Here is a 16,063-nt window from a genome sequence, read left to right on the forward strand (position 1 = left end):
GTTCCCTCCGGAGAAAAACCTCTCGACAGGCTAAGCAAACATTTATACCGTCGTCAATTATGAATGACACAAATGTATCATCGGCGGTTTTGACCCGTCTGTCCGAAGAGTTCGGCGATCTGACACCAGAAGCGCAGAAGGCCGCGAAATATGTGCTGGAAAACCCGCGGGATGTGGGGGTTTCGACGGTGCGCGAAATCGCAGAAGCAGCGAATGTGAAACCCAACACCGTGGTGCGCATGGCGCGGCAGGTCGGCTTTGAGGGCTACGACGATTTTCGCGAACCTTTCCGCGAGGCCATTCGCAATGGACAGGTGACCTTTCCGGATCGCGCACGATTTTTGCAGGAAATAGGCAAATCCGGCCAGATGGGTGCGCTTTATGCGGATATGGTTCAGGCCGCGCTGGGCAATGTTCAAGACACGTTTGCGGGCATTACGGCGGATGCGTTGACGGAGGCTGCTCAGGCCATCTGGAGCTCACGTAATGTCTTTACCATCGGGGTCGGCGTCAACAATTCCGTCGCGCGCAACTTCACCTATCTGGCCTCAACCGGCATGGTGCAATTTCACGCCATCCCGCGTGCAGGGTCCGTGGCGACAGACGATCTGGCGTGGTCTGACAGTCGTGATGTGTTGATCGCGATCACCAGCGCGCCCTATCGCAGCGAAGTGCTGGAAGCCGTCGAGGTCGCGCGTGAACAAGGCGTGACCGTGATCGGTCTGACCGACAGCCCGGCAAGTCCGGTTTATCGGGCGGCCACGCACGGGTTTGTCGTGGCGGTGGATACACCACAGTTTTTCCCGTCGTCCATCGCCACAATCGCGCTGTTGGAGACGTTGCTGTCGTTTGTTGTGGCCCAAGCGGGCGACGAAATTGTGGAGCGTGTCGATGCCTTTCACGCACGTCGCCATCGCATCGGGCTTTATGCGGGAGAGGGCGGATGACGGAGCCGGTTCGGTCGCTTGCTGCGCGGTATTACACGGACCCCGCTGTGTTTGAGGTGGAGCGTGCCGGCCTTTTGGCACGCACGTGGCAATTTGCGTGCCATGCCAGCGAGATTGCCAGCCCAGGCGACTACACCTGTTTTGAAATCGCCGGCGACAGTCTGTTTGCCATTCGCGGGCGCGACGGCGACATTCGCGTTTTTTACAACGTGTGTCAGCACCGCGCGCATGAATTGGTGCAGGGGAGCGGGTCAACACGGGTTGTGGTCTGCCCCTATCACGCATGGACCTATGAGCTGACTGGCGAGTTGCGCGCCGGGCCCAACATCAAAGTGGTGGACGGGTTTGACCGTAGTGCGGTGTGCCTCACATCGGTACGCGTCGAAGAGTTGCTGGGCTTTGTCTTTGTCAATCTCGATCCCGATGCTGATCCCATGGAAACGTGGTTCCCCGGTGCGCGTGCAGAATTGGAAGATTGGGTGCCGAACTGGGCCGATTTGCGGCCGCTGGATTGGGTGGAAATTCCGGAACACTGCAATTGGAAAGTGTCGGTTGAAAACTACTCGGAGTGTTACCATTGCAGCCTGAACCATCCGACATTTTCCAATGGTGTGGTTCGGCCGGAAACTTATGACATTCAACCCCAAGGAAAATGCCTGCGCCACACAACACAATGTCAGTCGATGGATCAGATGACTTATGACATCCACAGTGGTTTTGCGCACAGCCACGAGTATTCCAGCTGGTTTTTGTGGCCGATGTTCAGCTTTCAGGTCTATCCCGGCAATGTGCTCAATACTTATCACTGGCGCGCAACCGGGCCGGAAACGGTGACGGTCTGGCGGGGCTGGTATTCGGTTGGGGGCGTGGAAAACCCGACGGTGCGCCAATTGGCGCAACAGGATCGCGACACCACGGTCGAGGAAGACATTCATTTGGTGGAAGCGGTGCAACGTGGGCTGCGGTCGCGGGGCTATGTGCCCGGACCATTGGTGGTTGACCCGCAGGGTGGTGTGAATTCAGAGCATCCGGTGATGCACCTTCAGAAATGGATGAGGGAGGCCGTTGATGGCTGATATTAAGCCGTTTTGGCAAAACTATTTCGACGGGGCATGGCAGGACGGTGGCGCTGGGCGCATTGATGTGATCAATCCGGCAACGGGTGAGGTCTTGGCACAACACGCGTTGGCGGATCGGGCAGATGTGGATCGGGCTGTGTCAGCGGCGCAGCGTTTGCACCGTGCGGGCGATTTGCGCGACATGCGCCCGCTGGAACGCGGGCGTCTTGTACAAGACATGGGGCGTTATCTGAGCGCGCATCGCGCGGACATCGCCGAGCTTTTGACGTTAGAGCAGGGCAAACCGCTTTGGGAAAGCCTGATCGAGGTCGACGGCGCGGCGCTTTATTTTGAATACTACGGCAATCAGGCCGCCACCGTGGAGGGGCGGTCGGTGCCTTTGGGGGCAGGGTATTACGATTGGACGGAACACGAGCCATTGGGCGTGTCGGCGCAGATTATTCCGTGGAATTACCCACTTGAAATGACGGCACGGTCGTTGTCAGCGGCGCTGGCGACGGGCAACGCTTGCGTGGTGAAAACGCCGGAGCTGACGCCGATGACCAATGCGTGGTTTGCCAAAGCTGCGGAGGCCGTCGGGTTGCCACGGGGTGCAGTGAACCTGTTGTGTGGGTATGGCGCCGAGGCCGGTGCTGCGTTGTCAGCACATCCGGGAGTGAACCAGATTGTGTTCACCGGATCCGTGCCAACAGGCGTCGCCATTGCCACAGCCGCCGCGCAAAATGTTGTGCCGTGCGTGCTGGAGCTGGGCGGTAAGTCGGCGGCGATTGTGCATGAAGACGCGGATCTGGAAGCGTTTGAAAATGATTTGCGATGGGGCATCTTTTTCAATGCCGGGCAAGTCTGTTCCGCGATGAGCCGAGTGATTGTGCATCAGAGCCGTGCCGAGGAAATGGCAGCGCGTGCCGAAGCTGTGGCGCGAAGCCTGACGGTGCAGGCGGGCATCGACAGTCCGGAGTTTGGACCAACCATGGGGGCAATGGTGTCTGACGCTCAACGTGACCGTGCGGTTGGCATGGTGGCCGCTGCACAAGGCGAGGGCGCGCGGTTGATTGCGGGCGGCCACCCCTGCAACAGCGCCGGCGCCTTTATGGAGCCAACCGTGTTGACGGGCGTGGGGGCGGAGATGACCATCGCCAAAGAAGAAGTCTTTGGACCTGTGTTGTCGATCTTGTCCTTCGGTGATGATGAAGAGGCCATTTCGATGGCAAACTCAACGGACTATGGGTTGGTGGCTGGCGTGTTTACGCGTGATCTCGACCGTGCCACGCGGGCGGCGCGGCGTTTGAGAGCCGGGCAGGTTTTTGTGAATGAATGGTACGCGGGCGGAGTGGAAACTCCGTTCGGCGGCTACGGAAAATCCGGGTATGGTCGTGAAAAGGGGCGAGAAGCGCTTTGGAATTACGTACAGACCAAAAATATCGCGATCAAGCTGGGAGCAGCATCATGAGCGTTTTTGACGAAGACCTGTTTTTGAAAGGGCTGGAGCAACGCAAGGCCACGTTGGGCGCCGAATATGTCGAAAAGAATCTGGCGGCGGCGGATGCGTTTTCCCGCCCGTTTCAGGAGGCCATGACGGCATGGTGCTGGGGCTTTGGCTGGGGCGACGATGTGATCGACGCCAAAACCCGCTCGATGATGAACTTGTCGATGATCGGAGCGCTAGGCAAAATGGCTGAGTGGGAAACCCACTGTCGCGGGGCGCTCAATAATGGTGTGACACACGATGAACTGCGGGCAATTATCCATGTCATCGGCATCTACTGTGGCGTGCCGCAGGCATTAGAGTGCTTTCGTGTGGCGCGGCGCGTCATCGAGGACACGTAGCGCCAGTTGTTGCGGCGCTGATTTCTGACGCCGGATTTTGGAGCACGAACCCGTGGTCCGGCCTGCCAGAGGGCGGATAAATCCAATACCGTTGAAATACCTGTTGATTTAGGCGCTTTGTGTGTGCTGATGTTTGGTCAATCCCGACAATAAAGGCATTGCGCGCTGCTGTCCGGGTGAGCGGAGCCTGTCTGCTCAGAGTGAGGGTGTTGCTGCCCCACACGCGCAAATGGCTCCTTTTCAACACTCAGGCGGCGCGCCGCCATCGTCGAAAGGATTGACCATGCTGCACAACGATCATCTGGAACAATGGGACCGCGAGTCCTTCTTCCATCCGTCCACACATCTTGCAGAGTTCGCGCGGGGAAACCTGCCGCAACGCGTGGTGACCGGAGGAGACGGGTGTCACATCGAGGACCGGAGCGGGGCGCGGATGCTGGACGCGTTTGCCGGGCTGTATTGTGTCAACGTTGGTTACGGGCGGCCCGAAATCGCTGAAGCGATTGCCGAGCAGGCCAAGGAGTTGGCGTATTACCATTCCTATGTCGGACACGGTACAGAGGCGTCGATTACGCTGGCGAAAATGGTGCTGGACCGTGCGCCCGATCACATGTCCAAGGTCTATTTTGGCCTGTCGGGGTCAGATGCCAACGAGACCAACATCAAGTTGATTTGGTACTACAACAACATTCTAGGGCGTCCACAAAAAAAGAAGATCATCTCGCGCTGGCGTGGGTATCACGGGTCTGGCCTGATGACCGGTTCGTTGACCGGATTGGAGCTGTTTCACAAGAAGTTCGACCTGCCGTTGGCGCAGGTTTTGCACACCGACGCGCCGTATTATTTCCGTCGGGAAGATCAAAGCCAAAGCGAGGCGCAGTTTGTGGCGCAATGCGTCGCCTCGCTGGAGAAAATGATCGCACGAGAAGGCGCCGACACCATCGCGGCCTTTATTGGCGAGCCGGTGCTTGGCACAGGTGGCATTGTGCCGCCACCGGAGGGCTACTGGCCAGCCATTCAGGCGGTTTTGGACAAACACGACATTCTGTTGGTGGCTGACGAAGTTGTCACTGGATTTGGGCGTCTTGGCAGCATGTTTGGATCAGAACATTACGGCATGAAGCCCGATCTGATCACCATCGCCAAAGGGCTGACCTCGGCATATGCGCCGCTGTCGGGCTCGATTGTGTCTGACAAAATCTGGGCCGTGCTGGAGCAGGGTACGGATGAGAACGGGCCGATTGGTCATGGGTGGACCTATTCCGCGCATCCAATTGGTGCGGCGGCAGGCGTGGCGAATTTGCAGCTGATCGACAGTCTCAATCTGATTGAGAATGCCGGCAGCACCGGTGCCTATCTGAACGACAGCATGACGGCTGCGCTGGCGGATCATCCCAACGTCGGTGACGTGCGCGGCGAAGGTATGCTCTGCGCCATCGAGTTTGTAGCCGACAAGGACAGCCACACATTTTTTGATGCAGGCGACAAGATTGGGCCGCAGATTGCGGCCAAGCTATTGGAGCAAGACAGTGTGATTGCCCGCGCGATGCCGCAGGGCGACATCCTTGGCTTCGCGCCGCCGTTTTGCCTTACCCGTGCCGAGGCTGACCAAGTTGTTGCGGCCACAGTGCGTGCTGTCACGTCGGTTTTGCCATGATCACGAAAGGAGCCAAACGATGACCCAGTCAAAAGCCCCGTTCAGCATTGCGGAATATGAACGCCGCCTGGCCAAAACCCGCGCCGCAATGGCGGCTGCGGGGCTGGATGTGCTGTTTGTCACCGACCCCTCCAATCAGGCTTGGCTTACTGGCTATGACGGATGGTCGTTTTACGTGCATCAGGGGGTTATCGTCACGATGGATGGCCCGCCGATCTGGTGGGGGCGGTACATGGACATGATGGGTGGCCGTCGCACATGTTGGATGGATCACGATCACATCCTTGGCTATGGCGACCATTATGTGCAGTCCACCGAGGTGCATCCGATGCAGGATCTGGCGCAGCATCTTAGCGCGCGTGGTTTTGCCCGTCAGCGCATCGGCGTGGAGATGGAAAACTACTATTATTCCGCCAAAGCGCACGCTGTGCTGAGTGCTGAGCTGCCCGACGCAACATTGGTGGATGCCACAGCGCTTGTGAATTGGCAGCGGCTGATCAAGTCCGACGCAGAGCTTGAATTTGTGCGCAAGGCGGCGCGCATTTCGGACAAGGTCATGCGCACCGCATTGGAGCGCGCCGAGCCCGGCGTGCGCAAAAACGATCTGGTGGCGGATATCATGCACGCGGGCATCACAGGCGTGGACGAGGACTGGGGCGACTATCCGGCCATCGTACCACTGACGCCTTCGGGATTGGACGCGACTGCTGCGCATCTGACGTGGGATGGTACACCGATGCAGGCTGGTGAAGCGACGTTTTTTGAGTTGTCAGGCTGTTACCGCCGCTATCACGCGCCATTGTGTCGGACGATTTTCCTAGGCACCCCATCTGAGGACATGCGGCGGGCCGAAGCCGCCCAGCTTGAAGGGATTACGGCGGGCCTTGACGCTGCGCGGGCTGGCAATCGCACCTGTGACATCGCCAATGCGTTTATGCATGTGCTTGCAAAACACGGGATCGAGCGGTCGGGTCGTATGGGCTATCCGGTTGGGCTGAGCTATCCGCCGGATTGGGGGGAGCGCACGGCGTCGATCCGGAGCGAGGATGAGACCGTTCTGGAGCCGGGTATGGTGTTTCACTTTATGCCTGCGTTGTGGATGGACAGTTGGGGACTTGAGACCACCGAAACCATCCTGATCCGAGCCGACGGCGCTGCGGAACCACTGTGCGATGTAGACCGCCAATTGTTTGTCAAAGGCTGAACGATGATTGACGCCACCAAAGCACTGTTGTCTGAGCTGATTGGCTTTGAAACGGTCTCAGCGGACAGCAATCTGGAGATGATTGCTTGTCTGGCTGGGCGGTTGGAGGACTGCGGCGCCAAGGTGGAGGCGATGATTGACCCAACCGGCAAAAAAGCCAACCTGTTTGCCACGCTGGGGCCGGAGCGCGACGGGGGTATCGTCCTGTCGGGCCATACCGACGTGGTGCCTGTTACGGATCAGGATTGGCACAGCGATCCGTTTGTGATGGAGGAGCGCGACGGGCGGCTTTATGGGCGTGGCAGTTGCGATATGAAGGGGTTCATCGCGGCGGCGGTGACGATGGCGCCGAAATTTGCAGCGCAGGTTGCCGAGCGGCCGTTGCATTTTGCCTTTACCTATGACGAAGAGACCGGCTGCGTCGGGGCAGGGCATTTGGTGCAGGTTCTTAAGGAGCGCGGATTGAAACCTCGGATGGCGTTGATCGGTGAGCCCACCAGCATGCGCATCATCGAAGGCCACAAGGGGTGTCATGAATACACCACACGCTTTCATGGGCTTGAGGGCCATGGATCGGCGCCCGATTTGGGTGTGAACGCGGTGGAATATGCGGTTCGGTATGTATCAAGGCTGTTGGCGCTTAAGGATCAACTCAGGGGACTGGCGCCCTCAGACAGCCGGTTTGATCCGCCATGGACCACCGTGAATGTCGGTGCGTTTCAGGGCGGTAGCGTGCACAACGTTATCGCGCCGAAAGCCGAAGTTGCGTGGGAAATGCGACCGGTTCAGGCCAGTGATGCGGATTTTGTGAAGCAACATCTGCAAGCATACTGCCGGGATGAATTGCTGCCGCTGATGCGCGCGGTTTATCCCGACGCAAAGATTGACACCGAGGTGGTGGGCGAAGTTGTGGGGCTTGTTCCCGAAGACAGCAACGAGGCGCGGCGGCTGCTTATGGACCTGACGGGCGCCAACAGTACGGAGCTGGTGCCCTTTGGCACTGAAGCGGGGCTTTTTCAATCGATGGGAATGGATGTGGTCGTCTGTGGTCCCGGCGACATAGCGCAGGCGCACAAGGCCAATGAGTTTGTTTCGCTTGCGCAACTTGAGGCGTGCCTTGGGGTGCTGGATGGGTTGGCTGGCAAGCTCGCTGAGCTATGATCCGCACCATTTGAAAAGCAAGAGTTTGGAAATATTGCAAAAATCTCTTGCCTGACACGTGGTCGATCCCGCAGTCTTCGCCAAATTGATCGCAGAATTTTCTAAAATCACTCGACGGGAGGGAACTATGAAATTGAAACACCTACTTGTGACAGCGACCTGTACGGCTCTGCTTGCGGCGACAGCGCAGGCCGAGGGCGTAAAAGTCGGAATGATCACCACGCTGTCCGGCGGCGGCGCCGGATTGGGTATTGATGTGCGGGACGGGTTTATGCTGGCGGTCGAGCAGGCCGGTCGCAGCGATCTGGAGGTTGTCATCGAGGACGATCAGCGCAAGCCGGACGTGGCGGTGCAGCTGGCCGATAAGATGATTCAATCCGAGAAAGTTGATGTGCTGACCGGTATCATCTGGTCCAATCTTGCGATGGCCGTGGTGCCGGCAACGGTGGCGCAGAACAAATTTTATCTGTCACCTAACGCCGGGCCATCGGCGCTGGCGGGCAAAGGCTGCCACAAAAACTATTTCAACGTGGCATGGCAGAACGACAACCTGCACGAAGCTGCAGGCGCCTATGCCAATACGGCTGGGCTTGGCAATTCCTTCATTCTTGCGCCCAACTATCCGGCCGGTAAGGACGCTTTGACCGGGTATAAGCGGTTCTACGAAGGTGCGCTGGCGGGGGAGCTTTATACCAAGCTTGGGCAGACAGACTATGCCAGCGAAATTGCGCAAATCCGTGCGTCCGGAGCTGACAGCGTCTATTTCTTCCTGCCGGGGGGCATGGGAATTTCTTTCCTCAAACAATATGCCGACAGCGGTCTGGACCTGCCGGTCGTTGGGCCAGCTTTCAGCTTTGATCAAGGCATTCTGCAAGCCGTCGGTGCCGCAGCTTTGGGTGTGCGCAATACCTCGCAGTGGTCCAAGGATATCGACAACGCGACCAACGCCGCCTTTGTGGAAAGCTTTGCTGCCAAATACGGACGTCTGCCGTCGCTCTATGCCAGCCAAGGGTTTGATACGGCGAACCTGTTGATTTCCGCGATGGACAAGGCGGATGTTGCGGATCAGGACGCATTCCGCGCAGCCCTTCAGGCAGCTGATTTTGCCTCCACGCGGGGGGATTTCGCTTTTGGTCCAAACAATCATCCGATTCAGGACATCTATGTGCGCGAAGTCATTCAGGAAGGCGATGTCTTTACCAACAAGATCATCTCCGTAGGTCTGGAAGATCGCGGCGATGCCTATGCGGCTGACTGTAAGATGTAAGTGACTTTTGGCCCGCCCCGGGGTATCGGGGCGGGCACTTTCTTGGGGAAGACATGTCCTGGATCTTACTTGTGGAGCAGGCGCTGAACGGGCTGCAATTCGGCGTGATGCTGTTTTTAATGGCCGCGGGGCTTACGCTGATATTCGGGGTCATGGGGCTGATCAACCTCGCGCATGGCTCGCTTTATATGATTGGTGCGTTTGCCGCCGCCGCGGTGGCCGCTGCGACAGGGTCGTTCGTTTTGGCGTTGATCGCCAGTTTGGCAGCCGCCGCGTTGGCCGGAGTATTGATCGAGGCCACAATTATCCGCCGCCTTTATGATCGAGACCATCTTGATCAGGTGCTTGCGACCTTTGCGTTGATCCTGATTTTTTCAGAGGGCACGCGCTGGGCGTTTGGCTCCTTTCCGTTATTTCTGGACCGACCCGAAGCTTTGTCCGGCACGGTGTCGCTGCCCTTTGGCATTGAATATTCGCGCTACAGATTGGCGCTGATCGGTGTGGGGCTAGCTGTGGCGGCTGGGCTGTTCTGGATGATTGCCAAGACGCGGGTTGGCATTCGCATTCGTGCGGGCGAAAACGACCGCGAGATGATTGCCGCGCTAGGGGTCGATATTTCGCGGCTATATACGCTTGTGTTTGCATTGGGGGCAGCGCTTGCCGGACTGGCGGGCGCGTTGATTGGCGCGATCCAATCGGTGCAGGTCGGCATGGGCGAGCCGGTTCTTATTCTGGCCTTTGTGGTGATCGTTATTGGCGGGATCGGGTCGGTGCAAGGGGCACTGGTCGGGGCCATTTTGGTTGGCCTCACCGACACGCTTGGCGGCTTTCTTTTGCCCAAGGCTTTTGCGCTTTTCCTGTCTCCGGCGACGGCCACGTCGGTGGGATCCTCTCTGGCCTCGATGTCCATCTACATCCTGATGGCGGGTGTTCTTTTGGTGCGGCCCAAGGGCCTGTTTGGGGGCGCATGACATGACGCGGGAAAGCTTTTTGAACGCCGTCTTAATGGGGTTTTTGCTGGTTGTACCGTTGGCGGCATGGGCATTGGATGAGCCATTTATCATTACGCTAACCACGCGCGCCGTGATTTTCGCAATTGCGGGCGTGGGGCTTAATCTGGCGCTTGGGTTTGGCGGTCTGGTGAGCTTTGGGCATGCTGCGTTTTTTGGGTTGGGCGGATATGCGATGGGCATTCTGGCCTATCATGCACAGACCTATACGCCGTTGATGGACTGGCCGTTTGTGATTGAGGGCACGAAATCGATGCTGGTGATTTGGCCTGTGGCCATCGTGGCGAGCGGTCTTGCGGCTTTGGCGATTGGCGCGCTCAGCCTGCGCACGTCGGGTGTGTATTTCATCATGATCACCTTGGCCTTTGGGCAGATGTTCTTCTATTTCACCATCAGTTGGTCGGCCTATGGGGGCGAGGACGGGCTGTCGATCTATGTGCGCAACTCGTTTCCGGGTTTGAACACGATGGATCCGATCCAGTTTTTTGCAATTTGTTACGGTGTTTTGGTGCTGGTCTTGGCTGGGGTTCAGCGCTTGGCCCACGCATCTTTCGGTCTGGCGTTGCGGGCCGCACGGCAAAACGAAGAGCGCCTTCAGGCGGTCGGGCAGGTGCCGTATCGCCTTTACCTGACGGCTTTTGCGATTTCGGGTGCGATTACCGGTTTGGCAGGGGCGTTGTTTGCCGATTTGAACCGCTTTGTCAGCCCATCGATGCTGAGTTGGCAGACCTCAGGCGAGATCATGGTGTTTGTCATTCTCGGTGGCGTGGGACGGGTGTACGGACCGGTGGCAGGCGCGGCGCTGTTTATTCTTCTGGAGCACACGCTTGGCGGGCTTAGCCCGTATTGGCATGTTTATTTGGGGGCCATTTTGCTGGGTGTTGTGTTGTTTGCACGGGGCGGCATTTTTGGGCTGCTTGCCGGGCGGGAGGTTGCGCATGACTGACCCCATCCTCAAGGTGCGCGGGCTGACCAAAAGTTTTGGCGGATTGGTGGCGACCCGAGACGTTGATCTGGACCTGCACGCGGGTGAGATCCATGCGCTGATTGGCCCGAACGGCGCAGGGAAATCGACTTTGGTGCAGCTGATCAGCGGCGCTTTGCGTCCTGATACCGGTTCGGTGCATTTTGACGGGCAAGATGTCAGTGCGCTGACCACGGCCGCGCGGGCGCGCAAAGGCATGGCGCGGACGTTCCAGATATCCTCATTGGCGATGGAGTACACCGTTTTGCAAAACGTGGTGCTGGGGGCGCTTGGGCGACGTGGCGATGTGTTTCGGTTTTTCAATCGTGTGATGAAAGATCAGCAATTGCTTGAAGTTGCCGATAAGGCGCTGGCACAAGTGGGGCTGCAAGACGTCAGAGCTTTTCGAACGTCGGATCTGTCCCATGGACAGCGGCGTCAATTGGAAGTCGCGGTTGCGCTTACAATGGAGCCAAAGGCATTCCTGATGGATGAGCCGATGGCCGGACTTGGAGCGGAAGGGTCACAGCAGTTGCAGGGTTTCCTGGACCAATTGCGCCATCAGGCTCCAATTTTGTTGATTGAGCATGACATGGATGCGGTGTTTGCCTTGGCGGACCGGATCAGCGTGCTGGTCTATGGGGAAATCATTGCAACGGGCACAGTGGACGAGATTCGCGGCAATCCAGCGGTGCGCGAAGCGTATCTGGGGGAGTCGGCGGAATGAGCCTTTTGTCTCTGTCTCAGGTGTCTGCGTTCTATGGTCCGTCACAGGCGCTTTTTGACGTGAATTTTTCAGTCGCTGAAGGGGAAGTTGTCGCCCTGATGGGGCGCAACGGTATGGGCAAATCGACCACGATCAAGGTTATTTGCCGGATGCTGCAACACCGCGGCGGGACTGTGATGTTTGCGGGAAATGATGTTGCGCGATTGCCGTCGCATAAGGTGGCCCGCCTGGGCGTCGGTTTGGTGCCCGAAGGGCGGCGGTGTTTTGCGGACCTGACCGTATATGAGAACCTGATTGCCGCGGCGCGCAAAGGCGCGTGGGATTTCACCGCAGTTGCAGAGCTGTTTCCACGGCTGTTGGAAAGGCGGGGTCAGGCGGCGGGTACGCTGTCGGGAGGCGAGCAGCAAATGCTGGCAATCGGGCGGGCGTTGATGACCAACCCGACGCTTTTGTTGCTGGATGAGGCCACAGAAGGGCTGGCGCCGGTTGTGCGTCAGGAAATCTGGCAGGCGATTTCAAAGCTGAAAGCGCAGAGCGGTTTGGCGATTGTTGTGGTGGACAAATCCTTGCAGGAATTGCGCGGTGTTGCGGATAGGGCGGTCATACTTGAAAAAGGCACTTCCGTTTGGAATGGAGCCTTCTCTGAGTTGTCTGCGGAGGTGACTGACCGGTATCTCGGCATTTGATCCCGGCTTTGTGGTTGGCAAAAATGCGTCGGGGTTAAACTTCCACCAGCGCACCGGGTGCTTGGATGACTTCAGCGGACAGTTTGCAACCGGCATCGACAGCGTCACTCTCGGATTTGCCGGACATCAACGAGATCAACACGGCTGCATTGAAGGCGTCACCAGCGGCGGTTGTATCCACCAATGTGGTTATCGATTGCGGTGCAACGGTTTGCGTTTCGCCGGTGGCGTGCGCGATCTGGACAGGGCCGGGACCGTCTTTGACGATGGCGAGGTCGCACCCCACATCAAGATATCTGCGGGCGGTGGCCGTTGGGGACGCGTCGGAGAACCAAGAGGCCTCATCTTCATGAGAGGGCAGCACCAAATCGGCGTGGCGTGCAGCTTCGGTGATCCAATGGCGCATGGTGTCGACGTCTTCCCAAAGACGGGGGCGCAGGTTGGGATCAAAGGCGACAAGCGCCCCATTGGCTTTGGCTTTTGCCACCGCGGCGAGCAACCGCTCCCGTCCGTCTCCAATTAAAACCGCCATGGTGATGCCGCTGAAGAACACGATGTCACCGGCGCCGGAGACCGGCAGATCGGTGAGGTCTTGTGCAAGCTGGCGCGCGGCCGCGGCAGACCGCCAGTATGAAAAGGAGCGTTCGCCGTTCTGGGTGGCGATCAGATAGAGACCGACGGAGGTACCAGCTATGCGTTGGATTTCAGGGGTGATGCCGCTTTCGGAGACAAAGTTGATCAGTTGGTCCGAGGCAGGATCATCACCAAGGGCGGTCATAAAGGCCACGTCGAGGTTCGGAGCCGCGAGGCGGCGGGCGTACCATGCGGTGTTGAACGTGTCGCCAGCATAGCCCATTTTGAACAGCCCGCTTTTGGTGGGGGCCATTTCAACCATACATTCACCGATTGCCAAAAGTCTGGTGCGCATCACGTGTCGTCCTCAAAAAATTCCGGGTTCTTGGCGCGTATTCCGTCCATCAGGGGGAACAAGCTGTGCAGATGGGCGGCCAGTTGGTCTTGCGCACTTCTTAGGTCTTGCTGGCGCAGCGCCGCGACTATTTCACAATGCTCCTGAAAGGCCACAGGGCCGTTGTCGGGCAATGACAGCCGTCGGGCGCGGTCCATATGGCTTTTCTGCGCGCTGACCAGCGGCCAGATGTCGTCGTGCCCGGATATAGCGCACAGCAGTTGGTGAAACGTTTCATCCAACTCGTAAAACCGAACGCCGTCAGCTTTTTGCATCGCCTCGTGTTGTTGCTCGATCAGGGCGTCCAGAGCGGCGAGATCGGCGTTGGTGCGGCGTTGGATACTGTCCGCCAAGCAGGCGGTTTCAAGTGCGGAGCGGACAAAGGCCGCGCGTGCGACTGCGGCGACCGAAATCTTGGTCACCAACGTTGCACGCTGAGGCCGGATAAGGAGAAAACCTTGCTGCGACAGACGGAAAAACGCATCCCGAACGGGTTGGCGGGAGACGTCGAACCGGCCTGCGAGGTCGGCCTCTGACACTTTGCTGCCCGGAGGGAGTTCCAAGGCGATGATGGCTGCGTGCAGGCGGTCAAACACTTGGTCTGTGGCTGACGCCGCTGCGGCCTGTGGCAGAGGGGATAATATCTGGTCGACTAGCATACCAGTTGAGTATTTGGTTTGAACCAGCCGTGCAAGCGCTTTCGCCCTGTTTGGTATGACGTGGTGTGTTTGAGTTATGTGATGTCGGTGCAATGCCATGTTGAGCGTGGCTTTCGAACCGGCGACGAGGCTATGCCGGAAAATTGGCCTGCGCCCTCAGGAGCATCGTGGATAGTATAAATTTGTATCAATTTTGCCGTCCGGTTACGTTGCATAATTTACCAAGGATTAGGGTTATCAGGTGACTTGATGAGGTCGACAAAGCTTTAGGAGGCGTGCGTGCTTTCCCCAAAACAAAAATCGATCTGGCGCAAACGACTGGTATCTCCAACCGCGCTGTTTTTCCTGAGCGCGTTGGTGACGTGGCCGATTCTGTCTGAATTGGAGGCTTTTGAGGTCTTTTATGAGTTCAGCCGAGACCATGAAAGCTGGGAAGTGGACGAAATTGCGCTCTTGATTCTCAATCTGACAATCGCACTGGGTGCATCGGTTTGGTACAAATCCCGCAGCCTGAAACTGGTTTTGCAAGCACGCGAGCTGGAACGGGAGCGGGCCGAAAAAAATGCTCGCCACGACCCGCTGACCGGTCTGATGAATCGCCGGGCCTTTTACGAGATGATCGAAAACCTCTCAAATAGGGGCGGGACATCCAAGGCCTCTCAGTTTGTTGGGTTGGTCGATCTGGATCGGTTTAAGCCCGTGAATGACGTGCATGGGCACGCGGCTGGCGATGTGACGCTGTGTTCGGTGGCAGATCGGTTGCGCAACGAGATCGGGCAAGGTGGGCACGTGGCACGCCTTGGCGGCGACGAGTTTGTGATTGTGTTTGCACCAAAGATGAACGCGGCAGACGTTGAGCGCGTTTCGCGCCGGATGCTGTCGACGATTGCACAAGCCATCCCGTTTAACGGGCAGAGCGTTTTTGTCGGCGCCAGCATCGGGTTGGTACATTGGGACGGCTCGCTTGGATTGTCTGAGATGATGCGCCGCGCTGATCATGCACTTTATCAAGTGAAACTCAGTGGTCGCGGCAGTTTTGCATGGTATGATTCCGACGCTGACAAACAGGCGCTGGAGCGGGCTGAAATCGCGGCCGAGCTGAAGTCAGCGGTCCAGTCCGACAAGATTACCCCGTATTATCAACCGATTGTGAAAATCGGGACGTCGGAGCTTGTGGGATTTGAAGTTCTGGCGCGTTGGACCCATCCGACCCGCGGAAACGTCCCGCCGTTCACATTCATCCCGATTGCCGAAGACAGCGGACTGATTGGTCAATTGGGCATGAGTATCCTCCGCCAAGCTTGCGCGGACGCGGCGGACTGGCCTGAAGAGTTGTCGATTTCGTTCAACGTGTCTCCGATCCAATTCCGCGATCCGGCTTTGGTAGAGAGCATTCAGAACGTTTTGCATGAGACAGGGTTCAAACCGGAACGGCTGACCATCGAGATCACGGAAAGCTCGGTCATCGATGACGTGCTGATCGCCCGCCCGAAAATTGAAGCGTTCAAAGAGTTGGGCATACAAATTGCGCTGGATGACTTCGGTACGGGATACTCCAGCCTGTCCTGTCTGCGCAGTTTGCCGTTTGACCGCATAAAAATTGACCGCAGTTTTGTGACGGACATTTCGTCCAACCAACAGAACCAGCAGATTGTTTCAGGGATCCTGTCGCTGGCAAACGGACTGGCGCTGGATGTGACCGCCGAAGGCATCGAAACCAGCGACGACCTTGCCTACCTTCAGGGGTCGACGTGTTCTTTGGGGCAGGGCTACTACTTTGAAAAGCCGATCCCCGCAGATCAGATTTCGTGGCTTTTGGAGACGGAGTGGGCGGAACACCTCGTGCATGCGGTGCCAGCGGTCAAAGCCGTCGGATAATCACCTTTACTGACAAATAGATGTGCCGCC

Annotated in this window: 15 protein-coding genes; 13 read left to right on the forward strand and 2 right to left on the reverse strand. The window is 57.8% G+C overall.

What is annotated here, in order from left to right:
• Nucleotides 1-59 precede the first annotated feature (59 nt).
• The 12 genes from PG871_RS06785 (at nt 60) to PG871_RS06840 (ending at nt 12,529) form a co-directional block, all read left to right on the forward strand.
• A complete protein-coding gene (locus tag PG871_RS06785) occupies nt 60-947 on the forward strand; it encodes a MurR/RpiR family transcriptional regulator (RefSeq protein ID WP_270727544.1) in 888 nt (295 codons plus the stop codon).
• Nucleotides 944-2,023, forward strand: a complete 1,080-nt coding sequence (locus PG871_RS06790; RefSeq protein ID WP_270727546.1) for an aromatic ring-hydroxylating oxygenase subunit alpha — start codon at nt 944-946, stop codon at nt 2,021-2,023. Before PG871_RS06785 ends, PG871_RS06790 begins: the two co-directional genes overlap by 4 nt.
• Nucleotides 2,016-3,476 (forward strand): aldehyde dehydrogenase family protein, encoded by a 1,461-nt coding sequence (locus tag PG871_RS06795; protein WP_270727549.1) that lies wholly within the window; start codon nt 2,016-2,018, stop codon nt 3,474-3,476. The genes PG871_RS06790 and PG871_RS06795 overlap by 8 nt, the downstream gene beginning before the upstream one ends.
• Nucleotides 3,473-3,853 (forward strand): carboxymuconolactone decarboxylase family protein, encoded by a 381-nt coding sequence (locus tag PG871_RS06800; protein ID WP_270727551.1) that lies wholly within the window; start codon nt 3,473-3,475, stop codon nt 3,851-3,853. The genes PG871_RS06795 and PG871_RS06800 overlap by 4 nt, the downstream gene beginning before the upstream one ends.
• 283 nt (nt 3,854-4,136) lie before the next feature.
• The gene (locus PG871_RS06805) at nt 4,137-5,510 is read left to right on the forward strand and encodes an aspartate aminotransferase family protein (protein ID WP_270727554.1); all 1,374 of its coding nucleotides are present in this window, start codon (nt 4,137-4,139) and stop codon (nt 5,508-5,510) included.
• Between the two features lie 19 nt (nt 5,511-5,529).
• Nucleotides 5,530-6,714 carry a M24 family metallopeptidase gene (locus tag PG871_RS06810; protein WP_270727557.1) on the forward strand — a complete coding sequence of 395 codons (1,185 nt, stop codon included), beginning with the start codon at nt 5,530-5,532 and terminating at the stop codon, nt 6,712-6,714.
• Between the two features lie 3 nt (nt 6,715-6,717).
• Entirely contained in the window at nt 6,718-7,875 is a 1,158-nt protein-coding gene (gene argE / locus PG871_RS06815; protein ID WP_270727559.1) for an acetylornithine deacetylase, read from the forward strand.
• 127 nt (nt 7,876-8,002) lie between these two features.
• Nucleotides 8,003-9,142, forward strand: a complete 1,140-nt coding sequence (locus PG871_RS06820) for an ABC transporter substrate-binding protein (RefSeq protein WP_270727561.1) — start codon at nt 8,003-8,005, stop codon at nt 9,140-9,142.
• Nucleotides 9,143-9,195: 53 nt separating this feature from the next.
• Complete coding sequence (locus tag PG871_RS06825; RefSeq protein WP_270727563.1) at nt 9,196-10,113, forward strand: branched-chain amino acid ABC transporter permease; 918 nt, start codon at nt 9,196-9,198, stop codon at nt 10,111-10,113.
• A gap of 1 nt (nt 10,114) precedes the next feature.
• Nucleotides 10,115-11,098: a branched-chain amino acid ABC transporter permease gene (locus PG871_RS06830; protein WP_270727566.1), complete on the forward strand. Its 984-nt coding sequence runs from the start codon at nt 10,115-10,117 to the stop codon at nt 11,096-11,098.
• Complete coding sequence (locus PG871_RS06835) at nt 11,091-11,843, forward strand: ABC transporter ATP-binding protein (RefSeq protein WP_270727568.1); 753 nt, start codon at nt 11,091-11,093, stop codon at nt 11,841-11,843. Before PG871_RS06830 ends, PG871_RS06835 begins: the two co-directional genes overlap by 8 nt.
• Nucleotides 11,840-12,529 (forward strand): ABC transporter ATP-binding protein, encoded by a 690-nt coding sequence (locus PG871_RS06840; protein ID WP_270727571.1) that lies wholly within the window; start codon nt 11,840-11,842, stop codon nt 12,527-12,529. Before PG871_RS06835 ends, PG871_RS06840 begins: the two co-directional genes overlap by 4 nt.
• 34 nt (nt 12,530-12,563) lie before the next feature.
• On the opposite strand, the gene PG871_RS06845 is transcribed toward PG871_RS06840, so the two are convergent.
• Both PG871_RS06845 and PG871_RS06850 read right to left on the reverse strand, forming a co-directional pair.
• Nucleotides 12,564-13,457, reverse strand: coding sequence for a sugar kinase (locus tag PG871_RS06845; RefSeq protein ID WP_270727572.1), 894 nt, complete (start codon nt 13,455-13,457; stop codon nt 12,564-12,566).
• Nucleotides 13,457-14,155, reverse strand: coding sequence for a GntR family transcriptional regulator (locus PG871_RS06850; RefSeq protein WP_270727574.1), 699 nt, complete (start codon nt 14,153-14,155; stop codon nt 13,457-13,459). Before PG871_RS06850 ends, PG871_RS06845 begins: the two co-directional genes overlap by 1 nt.
• Before the next feature lie 279 nt (nt 14,156-14,434).
• Between PG871_RS06850 and PG871_RS06855 the strand changes: the two genes are divergently transcribed.
• Nucleotides 14,435-16,033: a putative bifunctional diguanylate cyclase/phosphodiesterase gene (locus PG871_RS06855; RefSeq protein WP_270727577.1), complete on the forward strand. Its 1,599-nt coding sequence runs from the start codon at nt 14,435-14,437 to the stop codon at nt 16,031-16,033.
• The last annotated feature ends 30 nt before the right edge of the window (nt 16,034-16,063 follow it).

The sequence above is a fragment of the Shimia sp. Alg240-R146 genome (assembly GCF_947331465.1).
Taxonomy (GTDB): Bacteria; Pseudomonadota; Alphaproteobacteria; order Rhodobacterales; family Rhodobacteraceae; genus Shimia.